This window comes from Rhizobium sp. CFBP 8762 (assembly GCF_014841565.1).
Lineage (GTDB): Bacteria > Pseudomonadota > Alphaproteobacteria > Rhizobiales > Rhizobiaceae > CFBP-8762.
In genome coordinates this window covers 198,373-210,648 of the sequence record NZ_JACYUD010000008.1, presented here as the reverse complement: position 1 = coordinate 210,648, position 12,276 = coordinate 198,373, and the positions used below count along the sequence as shown (strand labels likewise).

The 12,276-nt window shown below is 57.8% G+C and carries 14 protein-coding genes; 6 read left to right on the top strand and 8 right to left on the bottom strand.

All coding sequences use genetic code 11. The annotated features are described in order from the left end of the window. Position 1: 1 nt before the first annotated feature. The 3 genes from IFT84_RS18005 to IFT84_RS17995 are packed head-to-tail and all read right to left on the bottom strand — an operon-like array spanning position 2 to position 2,634. Positions 2–1,045, bottom strand: coding sequence for a nickel/cobalt transporter (locus IFT84_RS18005; protein WP_192121916.1), 1,044 nt, complete (start codon positions 1,043–1,045; stop codon positions 2–4). Then, a complete protein-coding gene (locus tag IFT84_RS18000) occupies positions 1,039–1,689 on the bottom strand; it encodes a DUF1007 family protein (RefSeq protein WP_192121914.1) in 651 nt (216 codons plus the stop codon). The genes IFT84_RS18005 and IFT84_RS18000 overlap by 7 nt, the downstream gene beginning before the upstream one ends. A 21-nt stretch (positions 1,690–1,710) precedes the next feature. Continuing rightward, positions 1,711–2,634, bottom strand: coding sequence for a LysR family transcriptional regulator (locus tag IFT84_RS17995; RefSeq protein ID WP_192121913.1), 924 nt, complete (start codon positions 2,632–2,634; stop codon positions 1,711–1,713). Positions 2,635–3,193: 559 nt separating this feature from the next. Between IFT84_RS17995 and odc2 the strand changes: the two genes are divergently transcribed. Continuing rightward, positions 3,194–4,330: an ornithine/lysine decarboxylase gene (odc2, locus tag IFT84_RS17990; RefSeq protein WP_192121911.1), complete on the top strand. Its 1,137-nt coding sequence runs from the start codon at positions 3,194–3,196 to the stop codon at positions 4,328–4,330. 71 nt (positions 4,331–4,401) lie between these two features. After that, positions 4,402–4,992, top strand: coding sequence for a GNAT family N-acetyltransferase (locus tag IFT84_RS17985; protein WP_192121909.1), 591 nt, complete (start codon positions 4,402–4,404; stop codon positions 4,990–4,992). A gap of 9 nt (positions 4,993–5,001) precedes the next feature. Here the strand turns inward: IFT84_RS17985 and IFT84_RS17980 are convergent, their stop codons facing one another. Both IFT84_RS17980 and IFT84_RS17975 read right to left on the bottom strand, forming a co-directional pair. Continuing rightward, on the bottom strand, positions 5,002–5,520 hold the full coding sequence (locus IFT84_RS17980; protein ID WP_206757419.1) for a GNAT family N-acetyltransferase: 519 nt from the start codon (positions 5,518–5,520) through the stop codon (positions 5,002–5,004). After that, entirely contained in the window at positions 5,517–5,792 is a 276-nt protein-coding gene (locus IFT84_RS17975; protein ID WP_192121905.1) for a hypothetical protein, read from the bottom strand. The genes IFT84_RS17980 and IFT84_RS17975 overlap by 4 nt, the downstream gene beginning before the upstream one ends. 86 nt (positions 5,793–5,878) lie before the next feature. Here IFT84_RS17975 and IFT84_RS17970 point away from each other — a divergent pair, with 86 nt between their 5' ends. Together IFT84_RS17970 and IFT84_RS17965 are read left to right on the top strand one after the other, a co-directional pair. Next, complete coding sequence (locus IFT84_RS17970; RefSeq protein WP_192121903.1) at positions 5,879–6,358, top strand: c-type cytochrome; 480 nt, start codon at positions 5,879–5,881, stop codon at positions 6,356–6,358. A gap of 58 nt (positions 6,359–6,416) precedes the next feature. Beyond that, on the top strand, positions 6,417–7,418 hold the full coding sequence (locus IFT84_RS17965) for an alpha/beta hydrolase (protein ID WP_192121901.1): 1,002 nt from the start codon (positions 6,417–6,419) through the stop codon (positions 7,416–7,418). A gap of 3 nt (positions 7,419–7,421) precedes the next feature. Here IFT84_RS17965 and IFT84_RS17960 read toward each other — a convergent pair whose 3' ends face one another. From IFT84_RS17960 to IFT84_RS17950, 3 genes are all read right to left on the bottom strand, one after another. After that, positions 7,422–8,411, bottom strand: a complete 990-nt coding sequence (locus IFT84_RS17960) for a WD40 repeat domain-containing protein (RefSeq protein WP_192121899.1) — start codon at positions 8,409–8,411, stop codon at positions 7,422–7,424. 69 nt (positions 8,412–8,480) lie between these two features. Next, positions 8,481–9,602 carry a CobW family GTP-binding protein gene (locus IFT84_RS17955; protein ID WP_192121897.1) on the bottom strand — a complete coding sequence of 374 codons (1,122 nt, stop codon included), beginning with the start codon at positions 9,600–9,602 and terminating at the stop codon, positions 8,481–8,483. Positions 9,603–9,673: 71 nt separating this feature from the next. Next, positions 9,674–10,471, bottom strand: coding sequence for a creatininase family protein (locus IFT84_RS17950; protein WP_192121895.1), 798 nt, complete (start codon positions 10,469–10,471; stop codon positions 9,674–9,676). Between the two features lie 87 nt (positions 10,472–10,558). On the opposite strand from IFT84_RS17950, the gene IFT84_RS17945 reads away from it, so the two are divergent. Both IFT84_RS17945 and IFT84_RS17940 read left to right on the top strand, forming a co-directional pair. Then, positions 10,559–11,065, top strand: coding sequence for a MarR family winged helix-turn-helix transcriptional regulator (locus IFT84_RS17945; RefSeq protein WP_192121893.1), 507 nt, complete (start codon positions 10,559–10,561; stop codon positions 11,063–11,065). Positions 11,066–11,247: 182 nt separating this feature from the next. Then, on the top strand, positions 11,248–12,267 hold the full coding sequence (locus IFT84_RS17940) for a LacI family DNA-binding transcriptional regulator (protein ID WP_192121891.1): 1,020 nt from the start codon (positions 11,248–11,250) through the stop codon (positions 12,265–12,267). Positions 12,268–12,276 lie beyond the last annotated feature (9 nt).

Genomic DNA, 12,276 nt, shown 5'->3' with positions numbered 1-12,276 from the left:
TCTAAGCCGTTAGCGCGGCACCCAGAAGCGTCAGCCCCAGAACCAGCACCAGAAGCGCCCCGGCAATCTCAATGCCGTGGGTTACCAGCGATGCGGTGGACCCGGTCCTGACAAATCGCAGTGCCAGCCCCTTGGCCAGAACGGCCATCGTGGCCAGCACCGATACGGTGATGGCCGTACCAATCGACATGGCGAACACGGATAGCAACCCCGCGCCATACAGTCCGTTCAGCAGTGCGAAGGACAGAACGATCAGCGCACCCGAGCACGGCCGAAGGCCGACTGCGATGATTGCCGACCACGCTTCACGCAGATTGAAACGCTCACCACTGAGCAAGTGGGGGTCGGCGGCATGGCTGTTGCCGCAGACGGCACAGGCTTCGTTCTCGCCGATGGTCTCATGACGGTAGCTGAGCTTGACCGGCCCGCGTGCACCCGTGAGTGCGGAAGAAGCGCTAAAACTGGACGAAGCATTGCAGGCAACGTCGACCGATGCCGGGCGGGCCAGTAGCGAGCGGATTTTCTTGAACAGCAGCCACGCGCCAAAGGCAGCAACCAGGGCAAAGCTTGCAATCTCCAGAAATTGCGTCGCCTGCGTCATGGTGATCGAGGTTCCGCGCAGCACCAGATAAGCAGCCCCCACCACCAGAACGGCCACCAGACCTTGCAACAGCGAGGAAACGAAGGACAGCACAATGCCGCGTTTCAACTGGATTTCATTGGCTATCATATAGGATGAGATGACGGCCTTGCCGTGCCCGGGGCCAGCGGCGTGGAACACGCCATAGGCGAAGGAGATGCCAATCAGCGGCCACGCGGCGCTCCAGGGATTATCCCGCATGTCTTTCAGCCCGGCATTCAGGGCGCGGTAAAAGCTTTGCTGATGCTGGTTGATCCAGGCGAAGAACGAGCCAAACAGACCGCCGGTCTGAAAGGCCGGTTCCGCGCTGCCTATACCCAGAGGCGATTGCGCGAACGCAGAGTGGGAATACAGCACCAGCACACACACAGCGGCCAGCACGGTAACAGGTTTCAGTTTCAGCATGTTACCTCAAGGCGGGTCGCAAACATTTTTGACATGTCGGTGCCGGTTGGGTCATTGAAAAATGCATCCGTCAGGTTGGCCTGATTTTGTGCCAGAACCTCATCGGGATCGGGCCGCACAACCTGCTTTTTACAAGAGGCAAACTGCGGGCCAGTGGCAACGAGATCGTCGTCCTTGGTGAAATCCATAGCCGTATACATGGTGGGGTCCCAGACCCCGAATGTCATACGGCCCTTGATTGGCATCGGCTGGCTCGGCTTGACGGAAAAGAACATCAGAAGCCGTCCATCCTGAAAATCCACATGGATGGTATCCGGCTTGAGGACGGGAATGTTTTTGCCGTCCTGCGTAATAGACGTGTAATAATTATACTCTTCCAGCGATTCCAGCACCGTCTTGCTGACTTCCGCCAGTTCTTCCGGGTCCAGCTTCGTGTTGGCATTCTTGTCGAAATCCATCAGCACGCTGGCGGAAAACATTTCGTCAAAGCGCCAGACATCGCGCAGCTCGGAAATGGCGCCGTTCTCGCCAGCCATTACCTCAAGGCGGGCTTCGGCGAAGATATGAGGATGTGCCAGTGCCGATAGCGGCGCATAAAGCAACGCAGGCAGCAATGTGGCGGTGGTCAGAAACACGGTTTTCATAAATTGCTCTTGGCTGCCAAATTAGACGGAATTACGTAACGCATCTGTTTGACTGTTTTTACGAAACCAGCTGTGGAGAAAGTCAACCAGTGTGCGAACTTTGGCCGGAAGATAGCGGCGGTGCGGATATATTGCGTATATCCCCCGGTCAGTCGGCAGATATTCATCCAGCACGGCCACCAGCGTGCCCTCGGCAATCTTGGAGCGCGCGATGAATTCCGGCACCTGCGCCACGCCCAGACCAGTGGTTGCGGCACGAACGGCTGCGATGGGGCTGTTGACCTCGATATGGCCGCTGACCGGTACGCTGAACCCTGCACCCGAGGCGGGATCGACGAAACGCCAGTTGTTGTGAGAGCGGCCGTTGGTATCGATGATACAGGGCAGGCGGGCCAGATCGCTCGGATGCTTGATTTCACCCACCCGCTCCAGAAACTCCGGCGTTACACACATTTTGAGGGAAAAGTCATCGAGCTTGCGCGCAATCAGGCCGGAGTCTTCCAGCCGGGTGATGCGGATGGCAACATCGAACCCTTCTTCCACCAGATCGACGAAACGGTCATCGGACACGATTTCCAGCGAAAGCTCTGGATGTTCGCGCCCGAAATCAATCAATGACTGGCCGATTTCCGCGTCGACAAAGGTGCGTGGTGCTGAAATTTTGAGTCGTCCTTTGAGGTCGGTATTGTTCTCTCGAACCAGATCGGACAGGCTGTCGATCTCCTTCAGAATTTCCGATGCGGTGCGGTAGTAGGTATTGCCGGATTCGGTCAAAGAAAATTGTCGGGTGGTGCGATTCAACAGCAGCGCACCCAGCTCGTCTTCCAGCTCGCGAACATATTTTGACAGCAGCGCCTTGGAGCGCCCAACCTTGCGTGCTGCGGCAGAAAACCCTTGTGCATCAACCACATCGATGAAAGCGCGCATGCGTGTCAGAGTGTCCATAAAGTGTTGCATCCCGTCATAAAAGCAATTGTTCATGAAATGTGAACGATGCGCGCCCAACAGGCAACGAAAAAAATTCGGCTTCACTGAAATTAGGTCTTGATTGCGACAAAGATTTTTCATATCTCCGCCTTGCCCAAAGTCGCACGTGCCCATGTGTGTCCGCCGCTTCCTCGACAAGGTGAGGAAATCGGTAAGGTACCTGGAACTAACCCCTCCAGTCGTTTTCCCGGCCAACCGGGATGGCGAGGACATATGAAGCAACGACGGTGCGGGCCTTTCTGGTTCTCTGCCGGCTTTCCAACAGCCGGGGTTACTGAAGAGGCACACCATCATTGCCGACGTGCGGTAGGTTCACCCTCCCAATCCAAGGCAGACAAAGCCGAACCACATTCTCCTGACAGAGTGTGCGGTTCAAACTATCGCGGTCACGCGATGCGTTCTGTTCCAGGGTCTCCACAGGCTGGTTCGGAAGCGTTGCTGACTCAACTCTTTGTCCACCCCGGTTTTCCGGTTGTTCTGGCCCGGTTTTCCCGGATCTTTGGAATGGATCAGTTCTATGACAACAACGGCACGCATTCGCGACTTCATCACCACCCAGCGCCCGGAAGGTCCATGCCTTGTGGTCGACCTTGACGTTGTGCAGGACAATTTCAAAGCGTTCCGTCACGCCATGCCCGATAGCGCCATTTACTACGCGGTGAAGGCAAACCCGGCACCGGAAATCCTGAAGCTGTTGGCAGGCATGGGTTCCAATTTTGATTGCGCGTCCGTCGCTGAAATCGAAATGGCGCTGGCCGCTGGTGCGACACCTGCACGCGTATCCTACGGCAACACGATCAAGAAAGAGCGTGATGTGGCCCGCGCTTTCGCGCTCGGTGTTTGCCTGTTTGCGGTCGATAGCCATGAAGAAGTTGAAAAAGTGGCCCGTGCAGCCCCCGGCGCACGCGTGTTCTGCCGCGTTCTGACCGATGGCGAAGGCGCTGAATGGCCGCTGTCGCGCAAGTTTGGCTGCGTTCCGCAGATGGCTGTCGACGTTCTCGTCTACGCCCACCAGCTCGGCCTCGTGTCCTACGGCGTGTCGTTCCATGTCGGTTCGCAGATGACCAAGCTGGATGCCTGGGATGCCGCTTTGGGCGATGCCAAGCGCGTGTTCGTTTCGCTTGCCAAGCAGGGCATTGAATTGAAAATGGTGAACATGGGTGGGGGCTTCCCGACCAAGTACCTCAAGGATGTACCGACGGCAGAAGCCTACGGTCAGGCCATCTATGGTGCGCTGCGCAAGCATTTCGGCAACAAGCTGCCGGAAACCATCATCGAGCCCGGCCGTGGCATGGTTGGCAATGCCGGTGTGATCAAGGCGGAAGTGGTGCTGGTCTCCAAGAAGTCGGACAATGACGATGTGCGCTGGGTTTTCCTCGACATCGGCAAGTTCGGTGGTTTGGCAGAAACGATGGACGAAGCCATTCGCTACTCCATCCGGACCGAGCGCGATGGCGACGCGATGGAGCCCTGCGTTCTGGCTGGCCCGACCTGCGACAGTGCCGACGTGCTTTACGAAAAGAAGCCATACCCGATGCCGGTCACGCTGACGATTGGTGACGAAGTGCTGATTGAAGGTACAGGGGCTTACACCACCACCTATTCGGCGGTGGCATTCAACGGCTTCGAGCCCTTGAAGTCCTACGTTATCTAATCAAAAGAGCGCCGTAACAAATCGGCGCTCCCTTTCACAATTATCTTTACGTTTAATAGCGGGAGGCTTTCATGGCCGCTGTTGTTGACACTGCACGCGCTTTCCTTGGCGAAGCCGCGTTTACCATCGATGTTGAAAACGCTGGCGATGTCGTGGCGCGCGAGCGTCTGCTGGACCGCGCCATGGGCCCGGAGCGCCGCCGCAAGTCTTCCGAAACGCTGCGCCGCAATCGTGTGCCTGCGGAAGGTTTAGCGCTGGTAGCGCGCGACCGCGATGGTCACGTTATCGGCACCGTGCGTTTGTGGCATGTTTCAGCCGGCGTGAATGCTGGAGGCGAAACCGTGCGAGCCTTGCTGCTTGGGCCACTGGCGGTGGATTCAAGCTTTGAAGGGCAGGGTGTAGGTTCCAGCCTGATGCGCGCTGCCATTGGCGAAGCTGCAAAGCGCGGCCATGGTGCTGTACTGCTGGTGGGGGATGCCCCTTACTACGAACGTTTCGGCTTTTTCGCCCGCCATGCCCAGCATCTGGTGATGCCCGGCCCGTTCGAACGGTCGCGTTTTCTGGGTCTGGAACTGAAGGATGGTTATCTGGCCGATGCTGCGGGCATGTTGACGGCCAGCGGTGCCATGCTGGAGCGCCAGCCGCAGCGCAGAGCCGCCTGAACCGAATTCCTAATGTAAACGGTGGCCAAGTGCCACCGTTTGCTTTTGCATGATGATGTTTTCGTGCTTTTCAGTACCGAGTTCAAACCATGTTGACCCTATCGATGTGAAACCCTCGCGTTTGTAGAAGCTGATAGCGCGTGTGTTGCCGTGGTAAACAGTTAGCCAAACTGAGTCGGTTTCGCACCCAGAGAGCGCGTGCCGCAGCAAGTCAGCGCCGATACCTTGACCAACAAAATGAGACTGAACGTAAAGTGTGACGATTTCGGTCGTGCAGTCAGGGTCCGTAGGGCAGACGCTGCCGGTTTTCAGACGAATGAAGCCGAGGACATGGCCGTTCCGTTCATACAGCGTGAAGCGTTCGGCCGGATCGGCCAAAGCCGATGCGAAGGCCACTTCTGTCAATTCCGTCAGAACGTAGTTTGACAGTTCGTGCCGGATGCCCTGGGTCGCATAGGTATGCAACCAGACCTGAATAGACAAAGCTGCGAGATTGGCGGCGTCATCGACAGTTGCGCGGCGCATCATTTTTTGTAGGGCATCAACATGATGGCTGAGGTCAGCACCGCGCCGCCAAAGACGGATGCCAGCGGCAGGGATAGCATCAGAAACACCAGTATGGGGTTTTGCGAGTGGCCCAGTTGTGTGCCAATTCCGCCGAGATCAAAATAGACCAGAACACCCGCCACAACAATGCCAAGCACCATGCCGAAAGCAGCATTGGTCGCCATGAAGCGCAGCATTGCCCAGTGATCTCGCTTCGCTTCCTGCCTGCGACGTTCTTTCAACTGGTCCAGCATGCCAAACCTCGCTATGTGCTCTGGTTGATAAGGGGAGTATATCTCAAATTCCGTCCCGGCAACAGGCCAACTGAAACACGGCGCTCATGTCACCCTCCAAAATCTTTATTGTGGTTGCGGGCAGCGTGATGGTTTGTGTCATCGCGACGCTGTTGCTCTGGCCGGGTCAGGATGACGACGAGCGCCCCGATCCCGGTGCCACGAAGAGCCTGACCGAACGTCTGGCAACGGGGGATGCCAGTCAGGCATCCGGATTGATCGGCAGGTGCCAGCGCTGTCACACGATCGAAAAGGGCGGGCGAGCTTTGGCCGGACCCAATCTGTGGAATATCGTCAACCGTCGCGCGGCTGCTATTCCCACCGCAACCTATTCCGGTGCGATGCGCAAACGAGGCCGGGACGGCCATCTCTGGGACTTTGCGTCGCTGGACGCTTTTCTGGCAGCGCCCCGTACCTATCTGCCGGGAACGACGATGACTTACAGCGGAGTCAAAAATACACAGGACCGTGCCAACCTGATTTTATACCTGCGGACGTTATCAGATCAGCCGGCACCACTTCCGTAAATTATAAAACCCTAATTAAGACATAGTTGCTTCCGAGAGTATTCTCACGGGAGGCGGCATGAATCATCTTATTGTTTTTATTCTCATACTAACCTTGTCCGGTTGCGCAATGATCGATCCGCTGTTGCAGGCACGCGTGGAACGGGCTGTGCTGGAGCCACCCAATGGTGGACGGACAATGGTTGATCTTGATTATTACAGGTTTGATCGCACTTTGCTTGACGAGGCTTATACGGTCTCTGTCGGTCCTCCAAAGGCAACACTGGCCTATTGGGTTACCCGCCCGACAGAGGTTCGATTTCAACGGTTGCGTAAGGCATTGCCGTCGGGGATGACGCCTTGCGAGAGGGCTTCAGACAAGAGCCGCGTAGCGGTTCTGCTTCATGGTTGGTCACGAAACTCCGTCCGTCACGGAACGGATATGCGCAATGTCTATGCTGCGCTGTTGTGCCGGGGTTACACAATACTATCGCCGGATTTGCGGGGGTTTGGCGCGTCCACAGGGGATGTGGCGTCCAATGGCATTTATGACAAGCAGGACGTGAAGCAGATGATGGATGATGCGCAACGCCGCGGGTTCGGCAGGGGCGATTATGTCTTGCTTGGCCACTCCTATGGCGCGGCAGTTGCCATTCAAACCGCAGCGCATGACCCGCGCGTTCGCGGCGTCGTCGCCATGTCCGCGCCAAGGGATGTGTTGTCGCTCGGCCAACCCGTCCGCGCGATTGCACGCGAAGAGCAGCCGGTTTTGTATGCGCTCTTCGGCAGCAGATTGTCCGATGATATCATCGGGGCTGCTATTGCGGACGCTGCCAAGCGTCATGGCCTGGATCCCACACAGGCCAGCGCTGCCTCGGCAGCACGAAACCTGCGGGTACCTGTGCTCATCGCGCACGGAGAGAAGGACGCTGTCGTGCCGTTTGCACACGCCGAGGCGATACGCGCCGCCGCTCCCGCAAAAGCAACGTTATGGCGCAGCAAGACGGACGACCATTGGAGTTACCGTGACCGTGAGGTGTTTTTGCAGGCTTTGGGCCAGTGGCTGGTGAATTTGCGGTAGTGGTTAACCCGCAATATCCACCACGCCGCAGTCACCCTTTTCAGACGCAAAAGCCAGGCGGCGGCCTTCGCGGCTCCATGCCATGGCGGTGATTGCGCCCTTGCCGGGGCGACGCAGCAGAACCTCTTTGTTATCGGCAAAGCGGGCAGCCAGAATCATGCCATCGGTAAAGCCGATGGCAACGAGGTCTTCGGTCGGGTGGCAGCTGACTGACGTAACCATGATGTTGGCGCGGGTGCCGAGTTCCAGCGGTGGCTTGCCCATCGGGCCATCCTTGCCGGAAAACGGCCAGACAATGGCGGCAGGCGCGCCGGACGATGCGAGCCATTTGCCCTTGGCGGACCAGGACACGGACTTGATCTTGGCGGGGTAGCCGGTCATGCGCATATGGCGCGCTTCCGTGCCGGGTTTCACGTCCAGCTTCCAGCCATGAAGCGCGTTTTCCTGCATGGTAGTAACGATGAAGCGCCCATCGGGCGAAAATGTCACGCCGTTATGCGCGCCCTTCCATTCCAGATCCACCGGCTTGCCGGGTGTGGCGACCCAATGCAGGGAGACGCCATTGTAGCGGGCCGTGGCAAGACGCAGACCCTTTGGCGCAAACGCCAGACCTTCAATGGTGCGCTCCTCGGATAGCTCCTTGATCGTGCCGTCCGACATGCGAACGTGAGCGGTCTTGCCTACGGACCATGCGACAGTGCCCTGCGGGCCGCTTGCCAGCTGCGAAATCCATTTGCGCGGCACCTGACCGAGTTCCACAGCAGAGCCATCGCTCGCTACCCGCAGCACCTTGCCATCTTCACCGCCTGTCAGCAGCGTATCGGTAGCGGTATCGTGAATGCACACGGTCATGCCGTCATGCAGTTCGGTGATCTTGTGCCCCTGATCCAGCCGGTGAAGCCGCCCCGCCGCATCGGCAAAAACCGGCATATCGCCAAGGAACGTGACGAAGAGGACATGATCGTCCAGATCGAAAGGGGCAACTGTGGGCATGAAGGGCTTGTCCTGTTGATTCACGGTAACGCCCGGTATCAGTTCAGTGATACCGGGGGCTATCGACTATTATTCCAATGCCTGGCAGGCGTTGAAGGTGCGCTCCAGACGTTCGCGGTCCAGTTCACGGCCGATGAAGACGAGGCGGCTTTCACGCCTCTCGCCGTCCTTCCACGCGCGCTGGTGGTCGCCCTCGATAATCATGTGGACGCCCTGCACCACATAGCGCTCCTCATCGCCCTTGAAGGCGATAATGCCCTTGAGCCGAAGGATGTTGGGGCCTTCGGCCTGCGTGATCTTCTGAATCCACGGGAAAAAGCGATCCGGGTTCATCTCGCCGCCGCGCAAGGAAACCGATTGAACGGTAACGTCGTGAATGGGCGAAGGGGCGTGATCGTGGTGATCATGGCCGTGGTGGTGGTGATCATGATCGTGATGATCGTGATGATGATGATCATGCCCGTGGTCATGCCCATGGTCATGATTGCAATCCGGACCGCAGACGTGATCATGATCGTGCTCATCCGCCTCAAGGAAATGCGGATCGTTTTCCAGTGCGCGCTCAAGGTTGAACGCGCCCTGATCCAGAACCTGTCCCAGATCGATGGAGGAGCGCTCGGTGCGGTGGATACGGGCATAGGGGTTGATGGCGCGGACCGTGGCCTCCACCTTCGCCAGTTCTTCCGGGGATACCAGGTCGGTCTTGTTCAAGAGAACCACATCGGCAAATGCGATCTGATCTTCCGCTTCGCGGCTGTCCTTCAAGCGCAACGGCAGATGCTTGGCATCCACAAGCGCGATCACGGCGTCCAGCTCGGTTTTAGCGCGCACGTCATCGTCCATGAAAAAGGTCTGCGCAACGGGAACGGGATCGGCAAGGCCGGTGGTTTCCACGATGATGGCATCAAAGCGACCGGGGCGGCGCATCAGGCCTTCTACCACGCGAATCAGGTCTCCGCGCACGGTGCAGCAGATGCAGCCATTGTTCATTTCGTAAATTTCTTCATCCGACTCGACAATCAGATCGTTGTCGATGCCGATTTCGCCGAATTCGTTGACGATCACAGCATATTTCTTGCCGTGGTTTTCAGTCAGAATACGGTTCAGCAGCGTGGTTTTGCCCGCGCCGAGATAGCCAGTAATCACGGTGACGGGGGTTGGCTTTGCTGGTGTCTCGGTTGTTTCGGTCATGATTGCCTCTTGCAAATGGCTGCCGGTAACAGCGTTATAGTGTTTCATATAGGCGTTGCCAATTGGCCTTGCTAGAGCTTGCGAAAATCGCTCACATCGAAAGCGGCGACATCGGCCAGCAGAGCCAGAAAGCCGGAAACCGCATGGACAAGCAAAGCTTCGCCCCTTGCCGCCGTCGCTGCACGTGCATCGCCCGCCACGCCCTCAGCGTTCAGGTCCGACATGATCCAGCCGAACGCATGAGGGCCATAGGCGCGCAGATGGGTAAAGCGCGCGGCATATTCGCTCTGGCGCGAAGGGAAGGATTGGGCCTTGCCCATGTCCACCTTGTCGGGGTGCAGTGCCAGCATAACGGAGGTTTCAATATCCCCGCCGTGAATGTCGATGACCTTGTGCTCCGGCGAAATCCATCCGTGGGGCTGGCCGAAGCGGGTCCAGCTTGTGGCAACGGCCAGCATCTGAAAATGAATCCGCGCTTCCGTCGCGACAATCGTCATGAGCGGTGAATTTCCGCCATGGGCATTGAGCATCACAAATTTGCGGATGCCGGAGGCGTGAAGTCCCTCGGCAATGCCGAGCCAGCGATTGATGGCCTCATCGAACGCCAGTGAGCGGGTGCCAGCCACATGCAGATGCTCCGGCGAGTAGCCGACCGGCTCGGTGGGCAAAAAGGTCACGGGAAGGGCGGGTGGAAGGGCGGCGATGGTGCGGGTGGCGATGCCATCGGCAATCAGCGTATCGGTATCGAACGGCAGATGGGGTCCATGTTGCTCATGCGCACCCAGCGGCAAAACGGCGATCCAGTCACGCCGGTCATTTGGCGTCAGGGTTGCACTATTGTCTTCCCAACGTGGATTTGGTTGTATCATTGCTGTGCTTCCGCTTGGCCCCGGTGCTTCCATCTGTCATACATTCGCAGGCCGGTAGAGAGCAACCGCAGGCAACAGGGTGTGGGAATGGGCAAGAAAAACAAATCGGGCAAAAAGGACAAGGCATCCCGCAAAAAACATGAGCAGGGAACGACTGCGCAGGATTTTGGCGGTCTTGTTGTTCAGGTGGCCCGGTCCATGCGGACATTGCTGACACGCAACCTTACGGAAAGCGGGTTATATGCCGGACAGGACGGCGTGATGCTGGCACTGGCCGAGACCGACGGGTTGACGGCGGGGCAACTGGCGGCACGGCTTGGCGTGAAGGCGCCCACGATGACGCGCACCATCGGCCGTATGGAGGCGCAAGCCTTTGTGGAGCGCCGCGCCGATGAGGAGGATGCGCGCCTGACGAAGGTGTACCTGACTGCGGGTGGGCGGACGTTTCTGTCCGGCATTGAGCAGGCGGGCAAGGCCGCCGAGGCACGGGCCTTGGAAGGTTTGACCGACAAGGAGGTCAAAAACCTGCTGAAACTCTTGAGAACGGTTGAAGAAAATTTGCAGAAACCTGCGGAAACTGACGAGACACCTTAAAAATCGGGGTTGCTCGACGGATTTAAACGGTTTAGCTCCTTTTTAAACAGTTTATCGAATCCTTTAGAGCATGCCCTGCGAACACCCCGTTCGAAAGAAATGCTCTAAACATTATGTTTTGACGCATTGCCCAGATGTAAAAGCCTATCCGTTTTTACTGGCAATGCTCTAAGGAGCGGCTTTTGGCGCAAAAAATCAAGCTGTCGACGATTGCGGAAACGCTCGGTCTTTCCACCGCAACCGTATCGCTGGCCTTGCGCGACAGCCCTCTTGTAGCCGGTGCTACGCGGGACAAGATCAAGGAACAGGCGCGCGCGCTCGGCTATATCTATAACCGCAGAGCCGCCAGCCTTCGCACCTCCCGCTCCGGCATCATCGGCGTTGTGGTGCACGACATCATGAACCCGTTTTACGCGGAAATTCTGAAATCCATTGAAAGCGAGCTCGACCGCAGCCGCCAGACGTTCATTCTGTCCAACCATTACGATTCGGTCGAAAAGCAGCGCACCTTTATCGAGACACTGCTGCAACTGGGTGGTGATGGCGTGATCATGTCGCCCGCCATCGGCACGCCACCGGAGGATATCCGGCTGGCGGAAGACAACAATATGCCCGCCATTCTGATTGCCCGCTCGGTGGAAGGGCTGGATGTGCCGATTTTCCGGGGGGATGATTCCTACGGGATTTCACTGGCAACGAACCATCTGATCAGCCTTGGGCACACCTGCATCGCCATGGTTGGCGGTACCGACCAGACGTCTACGGGCCGGGATCGGTATCAGGGTTATGTTAACGCACTGCGCCGGGCGAATATCGAGGTGGACCCGGAACTGCGCATTCCCGGCCCGCGTTCCAAGCTGGGCGGGTTTGAGGCGGCGGTTACATTTCTGTCTCTGCCGCAAAAACCGACAGCGGCGGTCTGTTGGAACGATCTGGTCGCCATCGGCATGATGAACGGCATTGCCCGCGCCGGTCTGGTGCCGGGGCGCGATGTATCGGTGACCGGCTATGACGATCTTGAGGAAGCCTCCATTGCCACGCCGGCGCTGACGACGGTTGCAAACGGGCAAACGGAGGTTGGCCGCAATGCGGCGCGCGCGCTGCTCGACAAATTGTCCGGCAGCCATGAGCCGGATGGTATCCATCTGATCAAGCCGGAAATGCGCATCCGCCAGTCGACCGGTCCGGTCAAGCAACGGTAAGCACGTTAA